Source organism: Plantibacter flavus, assembly GCF_900177615.1.
GTDB lineage: Bacteria > Actinomycetota > Actinomycetes > Actinomycetales > Microbacteriaceae > Plantibacter > Plantibacter flavus.
In genome coordinates this window covers 24,079-47,294 of record NZ_FXAP01000006.1, presented here as the reverse complement: position 1 = coordinate 47,294, position 23,216 = coordinate 24,079, and the positions used below count along the sequence as shown (strand labels likewise).

At 69.1% G+C, this 23,216-nt stretch carries 24 protein-coding genes; 12 read left to right on the top strand and 12 right to left on the bottom strand.

Annotated elements, in window-relative coordinates; all coding sequences use genetic code 11:
- Nucleotides 1-3 precede the first annotated feature (3 nt).
- Nucleotides 4-1,422, bottom strand: coding sequence for an NAD(P)/FAD-dependent oxidoreductase (locus B9Y95_RS16840; protein WP_234994150.1), 1,419 nt, complete (start codon nucleotides 1,420-1,422; stop codon nucleotides 4-6).
- 215 nt (nucleotides 1,423-1,637) lie between these two features.
- Nucleotides 1,638-2,522, bottom strand: coding sequence for an alpha/beta hydrolase (locus B9Y95_RS16835; protein WP_159453440.1), 885 nt, complete (start codon nucleotides 2,520-2,522; stop codon nucleotides 1,638-1,640).
- A 309-nt stretch (nucleotides 2,523-2,831) separates the two neighbouring features.
- Between B9Y95_RS16835 and B9Y95_RS16830 the strand changes: the two genes are divergently transcribed.
- The 3 genes from B9Y95_RS16830 (at nucleotide 2,832) to B9Y95_RS16820 (ending at nucleotide 5,879) form a co-directional block, all read left to right on the top strand.
- On the top strand, nucleotides 2,832-3,890 hold the full coding sequence (locus B9Y95_RS16830) for a magnesium and cobalt transport protein CorA (protein ID WP_064295772.1): 1,059 nt from the start codon (nucleotides 2,832-2,834) through the stop codon (nucleotides 3,888-3,890).
- Between the two features lie 115 nt (nucleotides 3,891-4,005).
- Nucleotides 4,006-4,458 (top strand): MarR family winged helix-turn-helix transcriptional regulator, encoded by a 453-nt coding sequence (locus tag B9Y95_RS16825; RefSeq protein ID WP_229939713.1) that lies wholly within the window; start codon nucleotides 4,006-4,008, stop codon nucleotides 4,456-4,458.
- Between the two features lie 5 nt (nucleotides 4,459-4,463).
- A complete protein-coding gene (locus B9Y95_RS16820; protein ID WP_085513616.1) occupies nucleotides 4,464-5,879 on the top strand; it encodes an MFS transporter in 1,416 nt (471 codons plus the stop codon).
- 115 nt (nucleotides 5,880-5,994) lie between these two features.
- Here the strand turns inward: B9Y95_RS16820 and B9Y95_RS16815 are convergent, their stop codons facing one another.
- Nucleotides 5,995-6,972 carry a methyltransferase family protein gene (locus tag B9Y95_RS16815; protein WP_327083105.1) on the bottom strand — a complete coding sequence of 326 codons (978 nt, stop codon included), beginning with the start codon at nucleotides 6,970-6,972 and terminating at the stop codon, nucleotides 5,995-5,997.
- On the bottom strand, nucleotides 6,953-7,333 hold the full coding sequence (locus B9Y95_RS16810; protein WP_085513614.1) for a DUF3054 domain-containing protein: 381 nt from the start codon (nucleotides 7,331-7,333) through the stop codon (nucleotides 6,953-6,955). The genes B9Y95_RS16815 and B9Y95_RS16810 overlap by 20 nt, the downstream gene beginning before the upstream one ends.
- Before the next feature lie 127 nt (nucleotides 7,334-7,460).
- Here B9Y95_RS16810 and B9Y95_RS16805 point away from each other — a divergent pair, with 127 nt between their 5' ends.
- Nucleotides 7,461-7,754, top strand: coding sequence for a DUF4287 domain-containing protein (locus tag B9Y95_RS16805; RefSeq protein WP_085513611.1), 294 nt, complete (start codon nucleotides 7,461-7,463; stop codon nucleotides 7,752-7,754).
- Between the two features lie 199 nt (nucleotides 7,755-7,953).
- Here B9Y95_RS16805 and B9Y95_RS16800 read toward each other — a convergent pair whose 3' ends face one another.
- The 4 genes from B9Y95_RS16800 to B9Y95_RS16785 form a co-directional block, all read right to left on the bottom strand.
- Nucleotides 7,954-8,766 (bottom strand): CPBP family intramembrane glutamic endopeptidase, encoded by an 813-nt coding sequence (locus B9Y95_RS16800; protein WP_085513609.1) that lies wholly within the window; start codon nucleotides 8,764-8,766, stop codon nucleotides 7,954-7,956.
- 222 nt (nucleotides 8,767-8,988) lie between these two features.
- Complete coding sequence (locus tag B9Y95_RS16795; protein WP_079706431.1) at nucleotides 8,989-9,834, bottom strand: transglutaminase family protein; 846 nt, start codon at nucleotides 9,832-9,834, stop codon at nucleotides 8,989-8,991.
- The gene (locus tag B9Y95_RS16790; RefSeq protein WP_064295753.1) at nucleotides 9,831-10,760 is read right to left on the bottom strand and encodes an alpha-E domain-containing protein; all 930 of its coding nucleotides are present in this window, start codon (nucleotides 10,758-10,760) and stop codon (nucleotides 9,831-9,833) included. Before B9Y95_RS16790 ends, B9Y95_RS16795 begins: the two co-directional genes overlap by 4 nt.
- Nucleotides 10,754-12,502 carry a circularly permuted type 2 ATP-grasp protein gene (locus B9Y95_RS16785; protein ID WP_085513607.1) on the bottom strand — a complete coding sequence of 583 codons (1,749 nt, stop codon included), beginning with the start codon at nucleotides 12,500-12,502 and terminating at the stop codon, nucleotides 10,754-10,756. The genes B9Y95_RS16790 and B9Y95_RS16785 overlap by 7 nt, the downstream gene beginning before the upstream one ends.
- A 102-nt stretch (nucleotides 12,503-12,604) precedes the next feature.
- Between B9Y95_RS16785 and B9Y95_RS16780 the strand changes: the two genes are divergently transcribed.
- Nucleotides 12,605-12,874: a hypothetical protein gene (locus B9Y95_RS16780; RefSeq protein ID WP_143736544.1), complete on the top strand. Its 270-nt coding sequence runs from the start codon at nucleotides 12,605-12,607 to the stop codon at nucleotides 12,872-12,874.
- A 306-nt stretch (nucleotides 12,875-13,180) separates the two neighbouring features.
- Here the strand turns inward: B9Y95_RS16780 and B9Y95_RS16775 are convergent, their stop codons facing one another.
- Nucleotides 13,181-14,122 carry an aldo/keto reductase gene (locus B9Y95_RS16775; protein ID WP_085513604.1) on the bottom strand — a complete coding sequence of 314 codons (942 nt, stop codon included), beginning with the start codon at nucleotides 14,120-14,122 and terminating at the stop codon, nucleotides 13,181-13,183.
- A 157-nt stretch (nucleotides 14,123-14,279) separates the two neighbouring features.
- Between B9Y95_RS16775 and B9Y95_RS16770 the strand changes: the two genes are divergently transcribed.
- The 3 genes from B9Y95_RS16770 to B9Y95_RS16760 all read left to right on the top strand — a co-directional run bounded on the left by B9Y95_RS16770 (nucleotide 14,280) and on the right by B9Y95_RS16760 (nucleotide 16,196).
- Entirely contained in the window at nucleotides 14,280-14,720 is a 441-nt protein-coding gene (locus B9Y95_RS16770) for a GNAT family N-acetyltransferase (RefSeq protein WP_085513603.1), read from the top strand.
- Nucleotides 14,721-14,811: 91 nt separating this feature from the next.
- Nucleotides 14,812-15,243, top strand: coding sequence for a hypothetical protein (locus B9Y95_RS16765; protein WP_085513600.1), 432 nt, complete (start codon nucleotides 14,812-14,814; stop codon nucleotides 15,241-15,243).
- Between the two features lie 29 nt (nucleotides 15,244-15,272).
- On the top strand, nucleotides 15,273-16,196 hold the full coding sequence (locus tag B9Y95_RS16760) for an SMP-30/gluconolactonase/LRE family protein (RefSeq protein ID WP_234994149.1): 924 nt from the start codon (nucleotides 15,273-15,275) through the stop codon (nucleotides 16,194-16,196).
- A gap of 12 nt (nucleotides 16,197-16,208) precedes the next feature.
- On the opposite strand, the gene B9Y95_RS16755 is transcribed toward B9Y95_RS16760, so the two are convergent.
- The 3 genes from B9Y95_RS16755 to B9Y95_RS16745 all read right to left on the bottom strand — a co-directional run bounded on the left by B9Y95_RS16755 (nucleotide 16,209) and on the right by B9Y95_RS16745 (nucleotide 18,534).
- On the bottom strand, nucleotides 16,209-17,246 hold the full coding sequence (locus tag B9Y95_RS16755; protein WP_085513598.1) for a LacI family DNA-binding transcriptional regulator: 1,038 nt from the start codon (nucleotides 17,244-17,246) through the stop codon (nucleotides 16,209-16,211).
- 77 nt (nucleotides 17,247-17,323) lie between these two features.
- Nucleotides 17,324-17,764: a carboxymuconolactone decarboxylase family protein gene (locus tag B9Y95_RS16750; protein WP_085513595.1), complete on the bottom strand. Its 441-nt coding sequence runs from the start codon at nucleotides 17,762-17,764 to the stop codon at nucleotides 17,324-17,326.
- 20 nt (nucleotides 17,765-17,784) lie between these two features.
- The gene (locus B9Y95_RS16745; RefSeq protein ID WP_085513593.1) at nucleotides 17,785-18,534 is read right to left on the bottom strand and encodes an SDR family NAD(P)-dependent oxidoreductase; all 750 of its coding nucleotides are present in this window, start codon (nucleotides 18,532-18,534) and stop codon (nucleotides 17,785-17,787) included.
- Nucleotides 18,535-18,835: 301 nt separating this feature from the next.
- Between B9Y95_RS16745 and B9Y95_RS16740 the strand changes: the two genes are divergently transcribed.
- The 4 genes from B9Y95_RS16740 (at nucleotide 18,836) to B9Y95_RS16725 (ending at nucleotide 23,150) form a co-directional block, all read left to right on the top strand.
- Nucleotides 18,836-20,152: an ABC transporter substrate-binding protein gene (locus tag B9Y95_RS16740; RefSeq protein ID WP_079003547.1), complete on the top strand. Its 1,317-nt coding sequence runs from the start codon at nucleotides 18,836-18,838 to the stop codon at nucleotides 20,150-20,152.
- A gap of 128 nt (nucleotides 20,153-20,280) precedes the next feature.
- Nucleotides 20,281-21,162 carry a carbohydrate ABC transporter permease gene (locus B9Y95_RS16735; protein WP_064295739.1) on the top strand — a complete coding sequence of 294 codons (882 nt, stop codon included), beginning with the start codon at nucleotides 20,281-20,283 and terminating at the stop codon, nucleotides 21,160-21,162.
- A gap of 4 nt (nucleotides 21,163-21,166) precedes the next feature.
- A complete protein-coding gene (locus B9Y95_RS16730) occupies nucleotides 21,167-22,111 on the top strand; it encodes a carbohydrate ABC transporter permease (protein ID WP_234994148.1) in 945 nt (314 codons plus the stop codon).
- A 34-nt stretch (nucleotides 22,112-22,145) separates the two neighbouring features.
- A complete protein-coding gene (locus B9Y95_RS16725; RefSeq protein WP_085514045.1) occupies nucleotides 22,146-23,150 on the top strand; it encodes an aldo/keto reductase in 1,005 nt (334 codons plus the stop codon).
- Nucleotides 23,151-23,216 lie beyond the last annotated feature (66 nt).

Here is a 23,216-nt window from a genome sequence, read left to right as displayed (position 1 = left end):
AGGTCAGGAGTCGAAGCCGATGCCGAAGCGGTCCATGACCTTCAGGAGCAGGCCGTCGCGGCCCTCGTTCGCGTCAGAACGGGCGACGGCGCGGCGGACGGTCTGGATGGCGGGGTTCGCGATGGGTTCCGGCGGGATGGGGATCGGCTTGGACCGGACCATCTTCAGGCGGGTCAGCTCGGTCGACTCGCCGCTCAGGAGATCGAGCATGACCTTCGCCCCGAAGCGCGTCGCGCCGACCCCGAGCCCGGTGAACCCGGCGCTGTAGGCGACGCGTCCGCCGAGTGCCGCGCCCTGGAACGCCGAGAGCCGCGAACACATGTCGATCATGCCGCCCCACGCGTGGGTGAACCGGACGTCGAGCTGCGGGTAGGTCGTGAAGAAGTGGTCGGCGAGGGTCTCGAACGTCTCGCGGCGCTGATCGTGCTCCGGCCGGATCCTGCCACCCCGGTGGTAGACCGCGTCGAAGCCGCCGTAGAGGATGCGGTCGTCGGCGGACCGGCGGGAGTAGTGGAACTCGCGGCTCGAGTCGGCGATGCCGAAGCGGTCCGTCCACCCGATGCTCTCCAACTGCTCAGCGGAGAGCGGCTCGGTCATGAGCACGTAGTCGTACACGGGGATCGTCAGGAGCTCGGTGCGCTTGAGGAGCGACGGGAAGCCGTTGGTGGCGAGCGCGACCTGCCGAGCCTGCACCCCGCCCTGCTTCGTGGTCACCGTGACGCCGTCGCCCGAGCGCCGCAGCCGGGTCGCCGGGGTGTGCTCGAAGACCCGCACACCGAGCTCGATGCACGCGCGCTTCAAGCCCCAGGCGAGCTTCGCCGGGTGGACGAGCGCCGTGCTCTTCCACTCGCGCTGACCGGCCAGGTACACGGGCGAATGCACGAGCGCCTGGACGGCCTCGCGATCGAGGAAGACGCCGTCCCCCGACACCTCGCGCATGGCGTCCACCTGGTGCGGCTCGGTCGCGACCGTGAGCACACCGGTGTGCTCGAACTCGGCGTCGATCCCGAGGCGGTCGAGCGTGGCGACGAACTCGTCGAAGTTCTCGTCCGCCAGGCGTTCCAGCTGCGGCAGTTCGTCGGCGAAGTGGCGCTCGCCGTTGTCGACACCGTGGGTGAGGCTCTCCTCGAAGAAGCCGCCGTTCCGGCCACTCGCCGCCCAGCCGACCTCCTTGCCCTCGATGAGCACGACGTCACGCGCGGGGTCGGCCTCCTTGGCGATGAGCGCCGTCCACAGTCCGGAATAGCCGCCACCGACGACCAGGAGGTCCGCCGTGACCTGGCCGACGAGTCGAGGCTCCGGCGACGGACGATCAGGGCTGTCGAGCCAGTACGGGACCGTGCTCGCGCCTGCGAGCGACCGCGCGATGCGCTCCGCCGAATTCCGTCTGCGGTGGCTGTAGGTGGGTCCGTCCGAGGTCACCGGGTCTCCTCTGCGTCGAGTGTGGGTGCCGAGACTGTACCCCGCGGTCCCTGAGCTTGTCACCGGGTAGCCCGCCATACCGGTCCCTGAGCCTGTCGAAGGGTGACGGACCCGCTTGTGGTCAGCCCTTCGACAAGCTCAGGGACCGGCACGGATGCTCAGGGACCGGCACGGGTGCTCAGGGACAGGGGCGGGCGCTCACGGGCCCGGGCGGCTCAGGTGCGCTTGTCGAGCCACTCCACGACGTCGCGCTCGACGTCCTCGCGGTTCAACTCGTTGAAGATCTCATGCCGCGCCTCGGGGTAGATGACGAGCGTCACATCCGTCAGCTTCGACCGCTTCACGTACGCGTCGCGGAGGAGGGTCAGGCCGCGGACGCCACCGAGGGCGTCGTCGGATCCGCCGAGGATGAGTACCGGAACCGCGCGCGGCAGACGCTTCGGCGGGCGACCGAGGAAGGCGAACGCCTGGATCGGGTTCCACACGGGGGTGACGCCGATGTCGAAGTTGCGCTCGTCGGCGGCGAACGCGGCCCAGGCGGCCGGGTCGCGGTTGAGCCACTCGAGACCGGTCTTCCCCGTCTTCCGCCAGCGCTTGTTGAGGTCGCCGGCGTTGATGACGCCGGGCATCGCGAGCGAGGTGCCCGAGAGGATGAGGAGCTCATAGAGGTCGTGTTCGGCGACGACCTTCTGCGCCATGAGCGAGCCCCAACTGTGACCGAGCAACGCGAGCCGCGACTCGGGGAAGCGGGTCCGCAGGTACCGGCCGACGGCGGCGACGGAATCGATCGCACCCCGGGTGGTCCGTGGGCCGAGCTTGCCGAGGCCGAGGTGCTCGAGCCCCGTGCGACCATGGCCGCGGTGGTCGTCGGCCGCGACCGTGTACCCGGCGTCGTTGAGCCGTGCGGCGAGGCGCCCGTACCGGAGGGCGTGCTCCCCCGCACCGTGGGCGATGTGCACGACGGCCCGCGGGTTCGGCACCTCCCACAGGTAGACGTAGACCGTGACGCCATCGTCGTCGACGATCGTCTCGGTCGCATACGGTCGCGGCTCGACGGGGCGGTTCGCGTCGTCGACGGGTGGCGGGGTCTGCTCGCTCATCCCGCCAGCGTAGGCCCTCGGCCCGGCGTCGTCGCGAGTCCGTTTGCGGTTCCCGGAGGGCAGGCGTACGGTGAACGAGGCCCGAACGGCGGGCCGGCAGGTTTCGACGGAAGCGAGGTGAGCGGCCATGGCTGGTGACAGTACCCGCGCCACCGCATCGACGAACCGCCTCGCCTCCCTCACCCGGTAGGCGCTGCCACCGCCGGTGCCGAGGCGCCCTCACTCACACCTCCCCGGGTGCGATCCACCGTGATCGCCTGCACCCGCGCGGCCGCCGCACGTTTTCGTCGATCGATGGACGGAGACCTCATGGCACTCATCGACAACGGCATCTACGTGACCGGACGGCGCTCGGCGAGCCCGCGATCGCTCGACGCGACGTACGAGCTCCTCAACGAACAGCGCGGCATGGCCTGGATCGGTCTGTACCGCCCGGAACCGTCGGAGATCCGCTCCGTCGCTCAAGAGTTCGACCTGCACCCGCTCGCCGTCGAGGACGCCCTGAAGGGCCATCAGCGGGCGAAGCTCGAGCGCTACGGCGACACGCTCTTCGTCGTCCTGCGTCCCGCCCGCTACCTGGACGAGGAGGAGCGAGTCGAGTTCGGCGAGGTGCACCTGTTCGTCGGACCCGGGTTCGTCGTCACGGTCCGCCACGCGGAGAAGCCCGACCTCGGCCAGGTCCGGCGGCGACTCGAAGCCCGGCCCGACATCCTCGCGCTCGGCCCCGACGCCGTCCTGCACGCCGTGCTCGACCAGGTCGTCGACGGCTACGGTCCCGTCGTCGCGGGGCTCGAGAACGACATCGACGAGATCGAGGACGAGCTCTTCGGCGACGCTGCGGACGTCTCGCGTCGCATCTACGAACTGCTGCGCCAGGTCATCGCGTTCCAGCGTGCGACCACGCCGCTGCGCGCCATGCTCCACGGGCTGCTGCAGGGTGCCGACAAGTACGGTCTCGACGAGGAGCTGCGCAACGGCTTCCGCGACGTGCTCGACCACACCCTGCGGATCGCGGAGCGCGTCGACTCGTTCCGCCACCTGCTCCGGAACGCGCTGACGGTGCACGCGACGCTCATGACGCAGCAGCAGAACGAGGAGATGCGACGCCTCTCGGAGGCGAGCCTCGCGCAGAACGAGGAGTCGCGTCGGATGAGCGAGACGGCGCTGGCGCAGAACGAGGAGATCAAGCGGATCTCCTCCTGGGCGGCGATCCTCTTCGCCCCGACACTCATCGGCACCGTCTACGGCATGAACTTCGACGACATGCCGGAGCTCCACTGGCAGTTCGGCTACCCGGTCGCGATCGGAGCGATGCTCGTCCTCTCCGGGACCCTGTACGCCATCTTCCGAGCCCGCCGCTGGCTGTAATCCCCACCCCGGCCCGCGAACTGTCACCAACCGCTAGTCCTACACCCCGTGCACTGTCGGTTGGTGACAGTTCGCGGGTTTACTTAGGGTGGCTAATTTGCTAGGCTAATGAATCGTGGCAAGCGGAGCAGCGACGAAGACCAGGGCACTGACGATCGCCGAGCAGGCGTCCGAACTCCGGATGGGCACCTTCCGGCTCGCCAGACGACTGCGCGGAGAGAAATCGGTCGACGACCTCAGCGATCCGCAGTTCTCCGTCCTCGGAGGGCTCTACAAAGAGGGCTCCGCAACCCTGCGGGCACTGGCCGAACGCGACCGCGTGTCCGCGCCATCCATGAATCGCACCGTCAACTGCCTCGAAGAGGCCGGGTACGTCACCCGAGAGACCGACGCGGCCGACCGCCGGAAGGTCACCATCGCCCTCACCGAAGCGGGCCACACCACCGTCACCGAGACCGTCCGGAAACGCGACGCGTGGATCACCCAGCAGCTGCGCGCGCTCACCCCGGACGAACGCGACACCCTCGCCCGCGCAGCCGAGATCATGAGGAGACTCGCCACCCAGTGAGTGCAATGTTCCGTTCCCTGACCAGCGTCAACTACCGCATCTGGTTCATCGGCGCCCTCGTGTCGAACGTCGGCGCCTGGATGCAGGCCACCACCCAGAACTGGGTCGTGCTGACCGACCTCACCGACAACGACGCCGTGGCCGTCGGCGCCACCATGGCCCTGCAGTTCGGGCCGCAGCTCGTCCTCGTACCGATCACCGGTCTCATCGCCGACCGCTTCGACAAGCGGAAGATCCTCATCCTCACCCAGTCGAGCCTCATGCTCCTGGCCTTTGCCCTCGGCGCCCTGCTCATCTTCGGTCACGCCGAGCTGTGGCACATGTACCTCTTCGCGCTGGCCCTCGGCATCATCAACGCCGTCGACGGCCCGGCCCGCCAGACCTTCGTCTCCGAGCTCGTCGACGAGCACAACATGTCGAACGCCGTCGCGCTCAACTCGGCGTCCTTCAACGCGGCGCGCATGGTCGGCCCCGCCATCGCCGGTCTCCTCATCGTCGCGATCGGCTCCGGGTGGGTGTTCGTCGTGAACGCATTCACCTTCCTCGGCGTCATCGGCGCCCTGCTGGCCCTGCGCACCGGCAAGCTCCGTCGCGCGCCGCGCCCACCGCGGGCTCGAGGACAGTTCATCGAGGGCTTCCGCTACGTCCGCGGGCGGCCCGACCTCATGGTCGTCTTCGTGATCGTGTTCATCATGGGCGCGTTCGGCATGAACTTCCCGATCTTCGCCTCGACCATGGCCGTCGAGTTCGGCAAGGGCGCGGGCGAGTACGGCATCCTCTCCTCGGTGCTCGCGATCGGTTCCCTGACCGGCGCGCTGCTCGCGGCGCGGCGGGCGCAGGCCCAGATGCGGATGATCGTCGGCGCGGCCGGGCTCTTCGGGGTCGCTGCGCTCATGGCTGCGTTCATGCCGAGCTACTGGTCGTTCGCCGCCGTGCTGATCCTCGTCGGCTTCTCGACGGTGACGCTCCTCACCACCGCGAACGGACTCGTGCAGACGAGCACCGAGGCCGCCGTCCGTGGCCGGGTGATGGCGCTGTACATGGCGATCCTCATGGGCGGCACCCCGATCGGCGCGCCCATCGTCGGGTGGGTGGCGAACACCTTCGGGCCACGCTGGGCGCTCGGTCTGGGCGCGCTCGCCGGGTTCGCCGCCTGCGCCACCGGGCTGACCTACGGGGTGTTCCGTCATCACCTCCGCCTGCGCGTCGCGCCCGACTCCCGCTGGCGCCTGCAGTTCACCCACGACGGCGTCGTCTCACCCGTCACGCCGGAGGACTTCTCGGAGCAGATCGCGCTCACCTCGCCGATCCCGCTGCCGAAACCGAAGTCGCGCGCGAAGACGGCCGAGCCGCGTCCGGATTCGCGTCCCGAGTCGTCGCCCGTCGACGAGTCGACGACCCTCACCGGCTCCCGCCGCTAGACGGTCCTCCGCTCCGGGCCGCTCGGTGTTCACAACTCCTGCATCCTGCGACCGCCGGGGCTCCCAGGCGGTCGGGGCGGCGGGTGACGCGGCCGGTCGTCGCAGGCAGCAGGAGTTACGAACGGGCCGCCACCGGCCGGAGGCTCGGGACCCAGCACCGCAGGTCCTCGCGGTAGCGGCGGTAGGGCTCGCCGAAGCGTGCCTCGAGGTCGGCTTCCTCGACGGGCCGGACCAGGACGTTCCAGACGACGGCACCGAAGACCGCGTAGACGACCACGATCCAGGACGACAGCAGGAGTCCGACGCCGACGCCCTGGACGATGCTGCCGACGGCCATCGGATTGCGGACGACACGATAGGGCCCGGCGATGACGAGTCGGTTCGGCATCGCGGCGGGAAGCGGCGTCCCACCACCGGTCGTCGCCATCGCGGCAGCGGACCAGAGCCCGACGACGCTCCCGAGCACCACGACGACGATGCCGATGACGACGGCGAACTGCTCCGCACCCGGCGGCAGGGCGACCGTGACCCGCCACCGCAACTCGAAGAACCGCAGGACGGCGGGGATCACCGCGAGGAAGACGCCCCAGAACGCGACGATCTCGACGGCGGTCCTCACGAGTTGCGAAACGGTCGATGCCGACGCATCCGCTGGGCGGAACGCGAACGGCCCGATGGCGATCCACGCTCTCGGGATCCCGCCGGTGAGGACGAGTGCGAGGGCCGTGACCGAGCCGACCGCGGCGCCGACCATCAGCAGGGCGCCGATCCCCGCCTCCTGGGTCACGGCCGCGAAGATCCCCAGTGACACGGTGACCAGCAGCGTCCATCCGGTCGCGAGGATCGCCGCCCATCGGATGGCGCATGCGGCGAGCGCCGAGGCGACGACGAAGAGCGGGACGTCGAGCACGGCCATGACGACGGGGTCGAGGCTGCCGAGCGTCGCCGCACGGACGGGCGGGACGAGGAACACGGACACCCACCATGCTGCGCCGGCGAGGGCCTGCACGGCGAAGTACCAGCGCCCCCAGCGGCCGGCGCTCATGTGCTCGTCGGTGTCGGGGTCGTCGGCGTCATCGGCGTCGGCGGGCAATGAGCCACGCGACGAGGCGCCAACCCAGGAGGAGTGCGGCGAGGACGAGGACGGTCACGATGACGAAGCTGAGCTCGACGCCCTGGCCGGAGACCGCGCGCAGCACCATTCCGACGACGACGGTCGACACCCAGACGACGACGCCGGCCCAGCGGACGGAGCGGGTCTCGCGCTGACCGAGGACGAGCGCGAGCACGTGTCCGACGAGGAGTCCGACGGCGAACGGCCACAGCGTCACGAGGAGTCCGAGGATGCCTTCGCCGTGGCTGGCGCGGCCGATGACGACGAACACGATGACGGCGAGGAGGTCGATGCCGACGGTCGCGGCGAATCCTGCGGGGGTCCTGCTGGGGCGGTCCATCCCCTCACCCTATTGGCGTCGTCGCCGCCCACACTGGAGGGTGGCCGCATGGCGCGCTGTGGGGCCTGTCGCTCAGTGCCGTCGCTGGCTACGATGGGGCTGACACCCGATCGACGAAGGAGCTGTCATGTCGTTCCAGGCCTATCTCGATGCCGCCGAGGCGAAGACCGGTAAGACCCCGCGCGCGCTCGTCGACGAGGCGCACGCCCGCGGCTTCGACGCGTCGACGAAGGCCGGCGAGATCCTCGAGTGGCTGAAGACGGACTACGAGCTCGGCCGGGGTCATGGGATGGCGCTCGTGCACGTCATCAAGAACGGACCGACGATCAGCGACAAGCATGTCGGCACCGCCGGGGTGCACCGCGACGAGTCGACCGAGCTCTGGCTCGACGGAGCGGCGACGAAGCCCACCGCCAGCTGACTCCCATCCAGGTTGCTGCCAGCGCGGTGCGCTGGCGTGAGCGCGGGGCTGTGGCGTGACCGCGCCCCTCTGGAGACCCGCGGTCACGCGCCAGACCCGCGCTGGAACCTGAACACCGCCGCTCGCGTCAGCGCACCGCGCTGGGCCCGCAACGCCGACCTTCGCGTCAGCGCGGTGCGCTGGCAGGCGGACACACCGCTCAGTACCAGAAGATCGGGATCCAGTCGCGGTGGTGGGCGTGCACGATCGCGAGGAAGACGATCGCGTCGAACAGCAGGTGCACCGCGAGGATGTAGCCGAGCGACCGCGTCTTCGAGAACAAGTACCCCTGGAGGAGCGCGAACGGGAACGTCAGGAGCGGACCCCACGAGCGGTAACCGAGTTCCCACAGGAACGAGACGAAGATGACGGCCTGCAGCAGGTTGGCCTGCCAGACCGGGAAGTGCCGTCGCAGCAGGGCGAAGCAGGTGCAGATGAAGAACAGTTCATCCCACGTGCCGACCGCGTTGACCCCGACGAAGAACCGGCCGAGTTCCCCGGCGTCGCTGATCACCGGCCAGTTCTCGTAGGCGCCCGAGCGGATGAAGTAGAACGGGAGGATCGCCCAGCCGAGGAGCGGAACGGCGAAGAGATAGGCGATCTCACCCTTCGTCTTCTTCTCGCGGCTGCGCCAGGGGAAGGTGATCGCCTTCCGCCGGTAGACGAATCGGTCGATGAGGAACGGGACACCGACCGCCAGCAGGAGGACGGTGCCGATGCGGAAGAAGCTCGGCCAGGAGACGTCCGCTTCCACGGACGTGGTCGAGACGATCCCGATGCCGATCGCGATGAGGAACAGGTCCTTCGCGAGCTCACGGTCGATGAGGATCGCTGTCGCGAGCGCGGCGACGAGGAGCGGGTAGCCGGCGAGCGGCTGCATGAGGCCGAAGAGGCAGAACGCGGACGCGGCGAGCAGCACCGCGGGGACCAGCTTCATCGGGCGGCGGGCCGGGACGATCATCTCGGTCTGCATGCCGTCGATCCTACGGGTGCCGGCGCGGGGCGCCGACGTGAGCGCGGGCTCGTGGGCGTCGGCGCGGTGCGCTGACGCGAGGGCGCCCGAACAGGCGCGACCGCGGGGTGGGCGCGTGAGCGCGGCCCTCCGGAGACCCGCGCTCACGCGTACGACCCGCGCTCGCGTCAGCGCACCGCGCTGGCGCATCCACCGAGGAGGGTCTCCCGCGGTGGATGCGGGTCAGGCCTCTCGGGTGATCTCGACCTTCACGAAGAGCTTCGAGCGGTAGGGGCCCGCGTAGACTCCACGGAGCGGGGAGACGTCACCGTAGTCACGACCCCGCCCGATGAGGACGTGACGCTCACCCACGTCGACCATGTTGGTCGGGTCGAACCCACGCCAGTCACCGCAGAACCACTCGACCCACGCGTGCGACTCCCCCGTCACCGTCTCGCCGATCGCCGCGTGCGGCTTCGGGTGCAGGTACCCCGACACGTAGCGGGCCGGGATCCCCACCGAGCGCAGCGCCCCGAGGACGATGTGCGTGATGTCCTGACAGACGCCCTTGCGGTTCGCCCACGCCTCGGCAGCGGTCGAGTACACACTCGTGACGCCCTGCACGTAGTCCATCTGCTCGCCGATCTCCCGGCTGATGGCCATCGCGGCCTCGCACGGACTCTCGTAGCGGTCGGCGATGGTCCGGGCGAGCTCGACGAGGTCGTCCGGCGGGGTCGTCCGTCGTGTCTGTTCCAGGTGCTCCACCCGGGTCACGGCGGCCTGGGTCGCGATGTCGAGCTGCTCCCAGCCGGTCGGGTGCGGCTCGTGCTTGCGCGGCCGGACCTCGACGAGGCTCGTCGCCGTGAGCGAGAGTTCCTCGTGCGGCGTCAGCACCTCGAACGCCGAGACCTTCATGCCCCAGTAGTCGGTGTACGTCGACTGCGACGCCCCCGGCTGGATGTCGATGTGCGAGTACAGGACGTACTGGTCCTCGGTCGTCACCGGCAGCATGCGCGCCTCGTTGTACGACGCGTTGACCTTGCCGCCGTAGGAGAACCCCGTGCTGTGCTTGATGTGGAGCCGGGTCATGAGTTCTCTCCGATCCACGCGGGCACCGCATGAGTGGGGAAGTAGCGTTCGCGGATCGCCTCCGACACCTGGCTGGTGACGTTCTGCACGGCGTCCATCCGACCAGGGAGGTCGACGAGCGTGTCCTGGATGGGCCGGTACTCGAGGTCGCTGCGGATCTGTCCGAGCAAGCGCTGGGCGGAGTCCACCGTCCCGACGCGGCCTCGGCGCGGTTCGAGGTCGCGCATGCACTCCTCGGCCCGGCTGATCGAGAACATGACCGACCGGGGGAAGAGCTGGTCGAGCAGGAGGAACTCGGCCGCGTTCTTCGCGCTCGGCATGCCGCGGTACGTGCGCAGGTAGGCCTCGTAGGCGCCGCAGGAGCGGAGGATCGTCGTCCAGGACGGACCGCTCGCCTCGGTGAGGGACCGCGTCGCCAGGAGTCGGGCGGTCATGTCGGCGCGTTCGAGGCTGCGGCCGAGGGTGAAGAAGCGCCAGGCGTCGTCGCGACTCGTGGCGGAGTCGACGATGCCGACGGCGAGGGCCGAACGCTCACGCACCCATCCGAAGAACTCGTGCACCTTGTCGCTCGCGACGCGGCGCGGCATCCGGGCACGGGTCGTGTTGAGGCACTCCCAGAGCTCGGTCGACACGATCTCGCGGGCGCGCCGGGCGTTCTCACGGGCGGCGCCGAGCGAGTAGGCGATCGACGCCGGGTGCGTGCGGTCGACGGCGAGCTGCGCGAGGACGTCCTGGCGGGTGAGCTCCTGGTCGGCGGGCGCGTCGCTGCCCATGACGGAGAGCAGCGACCGGCAGGCGGTGTCCTCGTCGATCCACGGATCCTCGAGCAGCAGCTGCAGGTGGACGTCGAGGATGCGCGCGGTGCCGTCACTGCGTTCGATGTAGCGTCCGATCCAGAAGAGGCTCTCGGCGATGCGGCTCAGCATGATGCGTCCTCCTGCCCGCCGGGGAGCGGTTCCTGAGCTTGTCGAAGGGCAGGGTCCGGGGAGTCGAGCGCCGGAGGCGAGAGCGTCTGCTGCTGTTGCTCCTGCTGGTCCTGGTTGCCGGCCGGACGGTCCTGGGGCGAGTGCTCCGGGGTCGTGCCGTGGTCGTAGATGATCGGGATCGACGTCGTCTCGGTCGTGGCCTGCTCCGCGACGAGACCCTGGATGTCGTGCGAGGACGCCTCGGGCGCCGCGTTGGGATCGAACGGACGTCCGACGACCCAGGTGTCCTTCGAGCCGCCGCCCTGGCTGGAGTTCACGACCAGCTGCCCCTCCGGCAGGGCGACGCGCGTCAGGCCGCCTGGCAGCACCCAGACGTCGTTGCCGTCGTTCACCGCGAACGGTCGCAGGTCGGCGTGGCGGGGACGCATGCCGTCCTCGACGAGCGTCGGGATGGTGGAGAGCATGACGACCGGCTGCGCGATCCAGCCGCGCGGGTCCTCCTGCAGTTTCGTCTTGAGGGTCGCGAGCTCCTCCTTCGACGCGTCAGGACCGACGACGAGCCCCTTGCCGCCGGAGCCGTCGACCGGCTTGATGACGAGCTCGTCCAGGCGGTCGAGAACCTCTTCGAGAGCGAGCGGGTCCTCGAGACGCCAGGTGTCGACGTTCGGGAGGATCGCGTCCTCGGCGAGGTAGTACTTGATGAGGTCGGGCAGGTACGTGTAGACGAGCTTGTCGTCGGCGACACCGTTCCCGACCGCGTTCGCGATGGTCACGTTGCCGAGGCGCGCGGCGAGCATGAGCCCGGGCGAACCGAGCATGGAGTCGGCGCGGAAGGACAGCGGGTCGAGGAACTCGTCGTCGACGCGGCGGTAGATGACGTCGACGCGGGTGGGCCCGGCGGTCGTCCGCATGAAGACCTTGCCGCCGGAGCAGAAGAGGTCGCGGCCCTCGACGAGCTCGACGCCCATGAGCCGCGCGAGCAGCGTGTGCTCGAAGTACGCGGAGTTGTACACGCCGGGGGTGAGGACGACGACGTTCGGGTCCTCGACACCGGGCGGGGCCGACGCACGCAGCGCCTGCAGGAGCTTGTTGGGGTAGTCGCCGACGGGTCGGACGCGCATCGAGACGAACAGCTCGGGGAGCGTCTGCGCCATCACGCGACGGTTGGAGATGACGTAGCTGACGCCGGACGGGACTCGGACGTTGTCCTCGAGGACGCGCATCTGACCGTGCTCGTCGCGGATGAGGTCGATGCCCGAGACCTGGATGCGGACGCCGTTCGCCGCCTGGATCCCGTAGGCCTGCCGGTGGAAGTGGGAGGACGAGGAGATGAGCTTCGCGGGGATGACGCCGTCGCGCACGGCGAGCTGCGGGCCGTAGACGTCGGCGAGGAAGGCCTCGAGCGCCTTGACGCGCTGCTTGATGCCGGCCTCGACCTGCGTCCACTCCTGCTGCTCGATCACCCGCGGGACCGCGTCGAGCGGGAACGGACGCTCCTCACCGGCGAAGTCGAAGGTCACGCCCTGCGCGAGGTAGGAGCTGGCGAGGGCGTCGGTGCGGCCTCGGAGCTCCTCCTGGGTCATCCGTGCGAGGGAGCTGTAGATCTCCTGATACGCCCGCCTGGCGGTCGCACCACCCGCGTGTTCCGCCGCCTCGCCGAACATCTCGTCGAAGGCGGGGACGCCGCCCGGAGTCTTGCGCGGGGCGAGCGTGCCGCCATAGCCGTTGAACAGGTCACCCATGGGCCGACTCTACCGGGACACATGTTGCCGGGGTGTTTCGGAGCGCGGAGAGGAACCCTCGCCGAGCGGACGCGGGACGCGAGCCCCGCATGTGATATTTCAATGCGAACCACTCTGGCGCGAGCCGGCGGAACATCGGCCGACCCACGCAGCGGGCGAGTCGTCGGTGCGCTCACCATGCTGTCGGCGCTCGTCGCGATACCGTGCCCGGCGGCGTTCATCCCAGCCGTCATCGGCTCGGCCGTCTGCGTGCGGCGCAGACGGCGAGGTCGATGCGCCAGCCGTCTCGCCGTCGGAGGCATCGTCGCGACCTGCGCGTCGGCTACCGCCTCCACCGTCGCCACGCTCGCGCTCGTGTCGTCGGGTGGGTAGTTCCGCGCACCCATGGGTCACCCAGCCACCCCATCGGTCACCGCCCCGTCACCGAGCCGCCTCCGGCCACCGCGCTTGTCGAGGTGCGCCCTTCGACAAGCTCAGGGACCGGAACGGGTGTGCCCTTCGACAAGCTCAGGGACCGGAACGGGTGCGCCCTTCGACAAGCTCAGGGACCGGAGGAGGTGTCTCAGGGACCGAAGGAGGTGACTCGGACCGAAGGAGGTGACTCGGACCGAAGGAGGTGACTCAGGGACCGAAGGAGCTACGGGACCGGAGGGTGCCCCGGACCGGCTGGTTGACGCCCTACGCGACCGAGGCGGCGGTGAGAGCGGCCAGCTCGTCGGCGGAGAGCTCGAGCGTGGCGGAGGCGAGGAGGTCGGGCAGCTGCTCGACGGTGCGGGCACTCGCGATGGGCGCGGCGACGGTCGGCTGCGAGCGGAGCCACGCGAGCGACACGGTCGCGACCGAGACGGCGTGGGCCGCTGCGACCTCGTCGAGGACGGGCAGGAGCGCGGCGTGGTCGGCGAGGTAGGCCTGCGCGCCCTCGGCGCGGACGCTGTCGACGCTCGACCCCTCGCGGTACTTGCCCGTCAGGAAGCCCTTGGCGAGCGAGAAGTACGGGAGCACCGCGAGCTGCTCGCGCTCGGCGATCGTGCGCAGCTCCCCCTCGAACTCGCGCTCGACGAGGTTGTAGTGCGGCTGGAGGGCGATGGGGCGGTGGAGCCCCTTGGCCTCGACGATCTCGAACCACTCGGCGATGCGCGCTGCGGAGTAGTTGGAGATGCCGAGGTAGCGGACCTTGCCGGCGTCGACGAGGGACGACAGTGCCGTCACCGTCTCCTCGAGCGGCACCGACTCGTCGTCGAAGTGCGCGTAGTAGAGGTCGATGTGGTCGGTGCGGAGGCGCTCGAGCGAGGCGTCGGCGGCCTTCAGGATGTTGTCGGCCGCGAGGCCCTGGAAGTCGGGGTGCTGGCTGACCTTCGTCGCGATGACGAGCTCGTCGCGGTTGCCGCGGAGTTCCTGCCACTCGCCGATGAGTCGCTCGGAGTCGCCGCCGGTGTTGCCGGGCACCCACGCCGAGTAGCCGTCGGCGGTGTCGATGAAGTTGCCGCCACCCGCGACGAAGGCGTCGAGGATGTCGAACGACGTCTGCCGGTCGGCGGTCCAGCCGAACACGTTGCCGCCGAGGTTCAGCGGGAAGACGGACAGGTCGGACGTTCCGAGGGTGGTGCGGGCGTGAGTCATCTGATGATCCTCCAGGGTTCTGTGCATCGTTGGTGCTTCTCCTCACGCTAAGCCCGCGGACGGCTCGACTATTCCGTCGTGTCGCCCGATGACGAGCGGGCCACCGAGGCCGGACTGGCTCTCCATGGCCCGGCACCGACCGTCCTACAGTGGGCCGATGGGCTACCGCACCGACGACTCGAAGGACCGCATCGACCGGGACGCCGTATGGGCCCTGCTCCGCGAGGTCTACTGGGCCAAGTGGCGCAGCCAGGCCGACGTCGAGGCGCAGATCGACGACGCCTGGCGCGTGATCGGCGTGTACGAGGAGGAGACCGGCGCACAGGTCGGCTTCGCACGAGCGGTGTCAGACGGACTCGGCTTCGGCTACCTCGCCGACGTGATCGTCGACGAAGCACACCGGGGCCACGGGCTCGGCAAGCGGATCGTGCAGGCGATGATCGACGACGGTCCCGGCGCGCACTTCCGGTGGACGCTCTTCACGAGCGACGCGCACGGCCTCTACGAGCAGTTCGGGTTCACCGACCCCGGCCCGACGGCGCTCGTCCGGCCTGCCGCGCAACTGCCCGTCCACCCGAGCCAGGTGCCGACCGACTGAGGTGCGGCGACTCGTCGTCCCACGGCGACTCGAACGACGAATCGACGCACCTCACCGCAGGCCTCCAGCCGCGACGGGCTAGCGTTGACGTATGTGGATCTCCGACGACGGCCGGTACAACATCGTCGACGTGCCCGCGGAGTCGTATCCGGGGCGCGCCTATCTGCTCGAACTCGTCGCCGGTCTCGAACCCGACGAACTCCACACGCTCGTGACCCGCATGCAGGAGTTCGACGACGCGATGATCGACCGACTCGAGGTCCTCGTCGACGACGACGCCCCCGAGGTCGCTCCGGATCCGGAGCGTGAGGCGCCGTACGTCGACGAGATGATCCCGCGACGCGTGCTCGACTCGATCGACTGGGACGCGATCCTCACGCCACCGTTCCGGATCGAGGCCATCGACGTCGCCGGTGACCGCTGGCGCATGGACGCGTGGGCCTTCCTGGAGTCGATCGTCGAGCCGCCCGTCACCCGACCGAGCGCCCGCAACCTCGGCTCCTCCCCCATCGACCCGGCGTAGACCGGCACCTGCCGAATAGGCTGGGCGTCATGACCGACGACGACGTCACCATGACCGATCCTTCGCCGCTGCTCGCTGAGGGAGCCGAACTCGAGCACCTGTACACGGGCGCGATCTGGAGCGAAGGGCCCGCGTGGATCGCGGAGACCGGCCGCGTGCGCTGGAGCGACATCCCGAACGACCGCATCCTCGAGTTCGACACCGCGACCGGTGAGACGGCCGTGTTCCGCGACGGCGCCGAGTACACGAACGGCCGCACGATCGACCGCGAGGGCCGGGTCGTGCAGTGCAGTCACGGGCGGCGCGCGGTCGAGGTCGAGGGGCCCGACGGTCCGATCACGCTTGTCGACCGTTGGTCCGGCGGCCGGTTCAACTCCCCGAACGACGTCGTCGTGCACTCCGACGGCTCGATCTGGTTCACCGACCCTCCGTACGGCATCGACGCCAGCGGCCGTGAGGGGCACCCGGGTGAGCAGGAGTACGACGGCTGCTACGTCTTCCGCTTCGAGCCGGCGACCGGCGTGGTCGAACCCGTCATCACCTCGCTCGTGCACCCGAACGGGCTCGCGTTCTCCCCTGACGAGTCGATCCTGTACGTGTCGGACACCGGTGACGGTGCACTCCGCATCGCCGCGTACGACGTCGCGGAGGACGGCGTCTCGGTCGTCTTCGGTGACACCCCGGGTCGCACCTTCGCGAGCACCGCGGTACCCGCGTCCGACGGCTTCCGGATCGACGTCGACGGCAATGTCTGGTCGTCGGCCGGTGACGGCGTCGAGGTGTTCGACCCGTCCGGCGCGACCATCCTGCGCATCCCGGTCCCGGAGCGCACCGCGAACGTCTGCTTCGGCGACCCCGACGGCCGCACCCTCTACATCACGGCCAGCACATCTCTCTACCGCATCCGAACCGCCACCCGCCAAAGCCCGCGAACTGTCACTCCAGCACAGTGACGGGGCGCTGGACTAGCCGTTGGTGACCGTTCGCGAGCTGGCTCGGGGGACGAGTTCGGGGGCGAAGACGATGTGGCGGGATGACGGGGGCGGGAGGGGGGCACCGTCGGCGACGGCGAACTCCTGGAGGAGCAGCTCGACGGCCGCGACACCGAAGCCCTCGTGCGGCGCACGCACCGAGGTGAGCGGGATGATCGACGACTCAGCGAACTCGATGTCGTCGTAGCCGACGATCGCGATGTCCTCGGGGACCCGGACCCCGTGCTCGACCACGAGCGCCTGCATGATGCCGAGCGCCAGCAGGTCGTTGACCGCGAAGACGGCGTCGGGACGGGCGTCGACCGGCCGTGCGGCGATCGCGCGTCCGAGCTGGCGCCCCTCGGCGATCGTGCGCTCCGTGCCCGCGATCACCTCGAGCGTGGATCCCGGAACCGCTGCGACGGCCGCACTCGCACCCTCGAACCGATCGGCGACCTGGCGGATGCCGAGCGGACCACCGACGAACGCGAGCCGTCGACGCCCGGTCTGCAGCAGATGCTCCGCGGCGAGGAACCCGCCACGGACGTCGTCGACCGACACCGACGGCTGGTCCGGTGACGACGCGAGCTGTCCGACGAGGACCGACGGGATGCCCCGCTGCCGGATGCTCGTCAACCGCTCCTCGACTGACTCGTGGGAGGCGACGAGCATGCCCTGCACGCGCTGCGCCTCGAACATGCCGAGATAGGCGTCCTCGCGCTCACGACTCCGGTTCGAGTTGGCGATGAACACCGAGAGACCGTCTTCGGCCGCGCGCTGCTCCACCCCTTCGGCGATGGTCGCGAAGAACGGGTTGCTGACGTCCGGCGCGATGTACGCGATGGTGCCGCTCCGACCGAGACGGAGTTGCCAGGCCGCGTTGTTCCGCACGAACCCCAGCTGGTCGATCGCCCGCTGGATGCGTTCCTGCTTCTCCGGCGAGACGCGATCGGGGTGGTTGATGTAGTGGGAGACCGTCCCCATGGAGACGTCGGCGAGCGTCGCGACCTCGCGGATTCCGACTCGTCCCATGGTTCACCCCTGCTCTCGTGCTGCATCCCCCGGGAGCGTTCCCGCGGCCCGGCTCAGTCTAGATCGCCCCGTCCGGGTCACTCCTGATCGCGATGCGGCTCCGGCCCGAGCGGCTCGGGGATCTCCACGCCGACCTCGATGAGGGCGTCGGTGACGACCCGGATCGCGTTGAGGGCGCGAGGGAACCCCGCGTACTGCACGGTGTGGATGACCGTCTCGAGGATCTCCGTCGCGGTGCAGCCCACGTTGATCGCACCGCGGGTGTGGCCGCGCAGCTGTGGTTCGAGCCCACCGAGCGCGACGAGCGCCGCGAGGGTGATGAGCTCCCGCTGCGCCAGCGTGAGCCCCGGCCGGGAGTAGATGTCGCCGAAGTTGAACTCGATGCCGAAGCGCGCGAGGTCCTGCGCGAGCCCCGTCTGCATCGCGACGAGCCCCTCCGACCTGCCCTCGCCGTACACCTCGTCGAATTTCGCCTTGCCGCGCTCGAGCCTCGTGAGGCCGTCGTCCTGTGTCGTCATCGTCGTCGCCGTCCCGTCGCCTAGATCGAGTGTCCGCCGTCGAGCGGCAGGATCAGCCCGGTGATGTTCACCGCGGCGGGCGACGCGAGGAACACGACGGTCTCCGCGAGGTGCTCCGGTTCGCCGAGCAGGCGTGTGGGGATCTGGTCGAGGAGGGCTTCGCGACGCTCGGGAGTGTCGTTGTCGCGGCCGGGCGTCGCCTGCGCTCCGGGGGCGAGCGCGTTGACGGTGACCCCCTGTTCGGCGACCTCGATCGCGAGCGCCTTCGTGAGTCCGACGACGCCGGCCTTGGCCGCGGCGTAGGCCGTCGCCCCGCGCACGAGGCGTCCGCCACTGACGGCGGCGATGGACGCGATGCTGATGATGCGACCGGAGCGCTGTTCGAGCATCGAGGGCAGGACCGCGCGCGTGACGTTGAACACCGAGTTGAGGTTGCGGTCCATCTGGGTCATCCAGGTCTCGTACGTCATCTCGTGGAACAAGCTGACCGCGCCGCCGCCCGCACCGTTCAGCAGGATGTCGACCCCGCCCCACTCGTCGACGATGCCGCCGACGGCAGCCTGGACGGCGTCGAAGTCGGTCAGGTCGGCCGTCGCCGATGCGGCCCGCACCCCGTGCGCACGGACGAGTTCCGCCGTCTCCTCGAGCCCCGCGGCGTTGAGGTCGAGGCCGGCTACGTCGGCCCCCTCCGCGGCGAGCCTCTGGGCGATCACCCGGCCGAGCGCTCCTGCTGCCCCGGTGATGACGGCTCGTTTGCCCTGCAACCTCATGTGCGGTTCCGTTCCTCGTCCGGCGGGTTGAATCGCCGTTTATCGTCGTTGACTGTGGTCGTGCCGACATGATCGAGATCACGGGACGACGATCACCCATTCTCGTCGCCGTCTTGAAACGTGTCAATATGCATTCCGTCCAGCCGTCGTCATGCCCGAAGTGCCTCGCCGAGCGGAACTGATCCGACGCTTGACATGCGACCCGAGCGCGGTTAGCCTCAGCAATTGAAACGCTTCAACTTTGCTCGCGACCATCACCGCTCGCGTCTCAACATCACTGCCACATCTTCAAGGAGGAAATGTGTCCACAGCGCACCGGGCCCCGAAACGTCGGTCGGCCACCGCCATCGCCGCTCTCGGCGTCACCGCTCTCGCCCTGACCGCCTGCGCAGGGAACGGCGGCGCATCGAGCGCCACGTCGTTCGACTACCTCGCGGCCGTCGAGAACTCGATCGTCCGCGACGAACTCACCGCTCTCGGCGACGGCGCGTGCGCCGCGAACGAGAAGGCACTGCCGCTCAAGGTCGAGACCCTGCCCCAGGCCGACGTGCTCCAGCGCGTCACCCTGCTCGCCAGCCAGAACGCCCTGCCCACCACCTTCACCGCACCGACCGCACCGCTGCGGCCCGGCGGCACCCTCGGCGACGACGACACCGTCCTCGACCTCGAGGACACCCTCACCGAGCTGGGCGTCATGGACGACATCCTCCCCTCGGCCGTCGCCACCGTGAAGAACATCTACGGCGACCGTTTCGTCTCGATGCCCTACCAGTACAACGTCGAGGGCTTCTTCTACAACAAGACGATGTTCACGGACCTCGGCATCGCGGTCCCGCAGACGTGGGACGAACTGCTCGACGCGGCCGACACGGTGCAGGCCTCCGGCAAGTCCGCCTTCACGGTCTCCGGCGCCCAGGGGTGGACGATCACCCGCTACATCAGCACCTACCTCTTCCGCCTGCTCGGCCCGGACGCGATGAACGACATCGCCTCGGGTGACGCCAAGCTGACCGACCCCGAGTACGTCGAGGCGATCACCGCCGTCGCGGACCTCGGCAAGTACTTCGGTGCCGGCATCACGACGATGGACATGCAGACCGCGACGAGCGAGTTCTTCACCGGCAACGCGGCCATGATGTACAACGGCACCTGGATGCTCGCCGACGTCTACAACACCGAGCTCAACCAGATCGGTGAGGACGCGGTCGGCTTCATGCCGTTCCCGACCGTCGAAGGCGGCAAGGGTTCGATCGACCAGTACCCGGCCAACACCGGTGCGGCGACCTCGTTCTCCACGAAGGGCTACGACGAGGAGAAGGTCGGCGGCTGGCTGAGCTGCATCGCGGAGAACTACGGCTCCAGCGTGCTGAAGAACCAGGGCGTCATCTCCGGGTTCAAGCTCAACGAAGAGGTCACCGACGTCCCGGCGCTCACCGCCGAGGTGCAGGGCATCATGGCCGACACCGATGAGACGGTCACCTGGTTCGAGACCTTCCTCCCCGAGAAGGCCGGCGTCGACGCCCAGACCAACGCCGCCCCGCTGCTCACCGGCGGCATCTCCCCCGAGGACTTCGCGGCGCTCGTCCAGGCCGGCGTGGACGCGGGTCTCAAGAAGTAGCCGGCGATCCGGTCGCCCGGCAGTCGCCCGGCGACCGGATCCGTCCGTCCGCGGACGTCCACCCCCGCAGCGGGTCACGCACCTCGCCGCCCAGCCTCACGGTCCCCCGACCGACTCAGGAGCACAGCATGAAAGACGTCCTCGGCGACAGGAAGGCCATCGCCATCCTGCTGGGCCCGGCCCTGCTCATCTTCACCCTGGTGAAGCTCGTCCCGGTGATGTGGTCGTTCGGCCTCACCTTCTTCCAGGGCGACCTGCGCGGCTTCGAGTTCGTCGGCCTCGACAACTTCGCCCAGCTGTTCGCCGACCCGACGGCACCGGAAGCGATCTTCTTCAGCATCAAGTACTCGCTCATCGCGACGGTCGCGCAGATCGCCCTCGGGTATGCACTCTCCCTCTTCTACGTCTTCGTCCTCAAGAAGGCGTCGACGCTCGTCCGCACGCTCGTGTTCTTCCCGGTCGTGCTGCCGACCGTCGCCGTCGGTCTGCTGTTCAAGCGCCTGTTCGAGGTCGCGCCGCAGACCGGACCGGTCAACGCCATCCTGAACGGCTTCGGCATCGACTCGGTGGACTGGTTCAGCTCGCCCGACAGCGCGTTCGTCGTGATCATCATCATGGACCTCTGGCGGTCGATGGGCTTCTACGCCGTCCTGCTCTATGCGGGGCTCCTCGACATCCCCGAGGAGGTGATCGAGTCGGCCCGCATCGACGGCGCCCGCGGCCTGAAGCTCGTCCGGTACATCATCGTGCCGCTGTCACTCCCCGTCCTGCTGTCCGCGGTGATCTTCAGTTTCAACGCGACGCTCAAGGTGTTCGACTCGGTGCTCGCCTTGACGGGCGGCGGGCCAGGGACGGCCACGACCCCGCTGACGCTGTACATGTACAACACGACGTTCACGTACCAGAACTACGGCTACGGCTCGACACTCGCGTTCGTGCTCACGATCATGTGCTTCCTCGTGACGCTCCTGATCTTCAAGACCTCCCGCAAAGACCTGACGAAGGACTGACGCCATGACGACCGCCATCACCCCGGCGCACGGCGCCACCACGCCGGCCTCGAGCGGCAGCGGCGACGGATCCGGCACCGCCGTCCGCCGGCCGAAGATGCGTCGCGCTCCCCGCTCGCGCGCCTACTACCTGCGGAAACTGCCCTCGGTCATCCTCATCGGACTCCTGCTCGTGATCGAGATCTACCCGATCATCTGGTTGTTCCTGTCCTCGTTCAAGAACCAGCGCGAGTTCCTGCAGGAGTCCACCTTCTCCCTCCCGGAGTCGTGGAGCTTCGACAACTACGTCACGGCCTGGACGACCGGCAACATCTCGCAGAACCTGCTCAACAGCGTCATCGTGACCCTGCCGTCGCTCGTCTTCATCCTCATCTTCGGCGTCGCGGCCGCCTTCGCCCTCGAGGTGATGGTGTGGAAGCGGCGCAACCTGACGCTGCTGCTGTTCATCTCCGGCATCATGATCCCCGGCCAGATGATCCTCGTCCCGCTCTTCGTCGCCTACTTCAACCTCGGCCTGACGAACACCTACTGGCCGATGATCATCACCTACACGGCACTCGGGATGCCCTTGACGGTCTTCATGATGACCGCCTACTTCCGGGCCGTGCCGCGCGAGGTGTTCGAGGCGTCGACCATCGACGGAGCCGGCATCATCCGTTCCTTCTGGTCCATCGGGCTGCCGATGGTGCGGAACGCGCTCTTCACGATCGGGCTCGTGCAGTTCCTGTCCATCTGGAACGACCTGCTCATCTCGCTGACCTTCACGACGAACGCCGACCTCCGCACCATCCAGGCCGGCCTGCTGAACTTCAGCGGGGAGTTCGGCCAGGTCGACTACGGGCCACTGTTCGCGGGCATCTGCATCAACGTCTTCTCGCTGCTCGTCGTGTTCGTGTTCCTCAACCAGCGGATCATGAAGGGGCTGGCATCCGGCGCACTCAAGGGGTGACGCCCAAGTGCCCGACGACTGCAGGATGGACGACATGATCAATGACGACCTGACCCACACACCTTCCACCGACCAGACGACTCCAGCGGTGGCGACACCAGACGACCGCCGCCCGCTCGGCTCGACCGGACTCCTCGCGAGCCCGGTCACGGTCGGCACCTCCGGCCTCGGCACCCCGGCGAGCGCCGACGGCTCCCCGGCTGCAGGCTCCACGGCGTTCGCGACGGCCGCCCTCCGTGGGCCGAACCTGCTCGTCGACACCTCGAACGCCTACTCGGACGGGCGCAGCGAGACGGCCATCGGCGACGCCATCCGCCAGGGTGGTCTGCCCGAGGGGCGCGGGGTGGTGACGAAGGCCGACCAGGATCCGTCGACGGCGGTGTTCGACCGCGACCGGGTGCTGCGGTCCTTCGAGGAGAGTCTCGAGCGGCTCGGCGTCGAGCGCATCCCGGTGTTCCACCTGCACGATCCGTACTCGGTGTCGTTCGAGGACGCGTCGGCGCCGGGCGGTGCGATCGAGGGCATGCTGGCGCTCAAGGAGCAGGGCCTGGTCGATGCGATCGGGATCGCCGCGGGTGCGATCAGCGTGATGCTGCCCTACGTACGGACCGGCGTGTTCGACGTGCTCCTCACGCACAACCGGTTCACGCTCGTCGACCGGTCGGCGACCGGCTTGCTGGAGGAGGCGCGGTCGCGAGGGATGGGCGTCTTCAACGCGGCGCCGTTCGGGGGCGGGCTCCTCGCCGGGCGTCGTGGCCGCGACGGCAAGCCGGCCACGTACGCGTACCAGGCCGGTTCGCCCGAGCTGCTCGCCTGGGTCGACCGCGCCGACGAACTCGCCACCCGCCACGGCATCCCGCTCGCAGCGGCCGCGCTCGCGTTCTCGACACGATCGGAACTCGTGGACTCGACGGTCGTCGGGATGAACCGCCCGGAGCGGCTGGAACAGGTCGAGGCACTGCGCACGACCCTCATCCCCGACGACTTCTGGTCGGACCTCGAGGCCCTCGGCACGCCGCCGAGCACCATCACCGACTGATCGGTGATACCGCTCTCCCTAACTCAGGACCACCCCGGCGTGTCGGGTCCGCGGCACGGCCTGTCA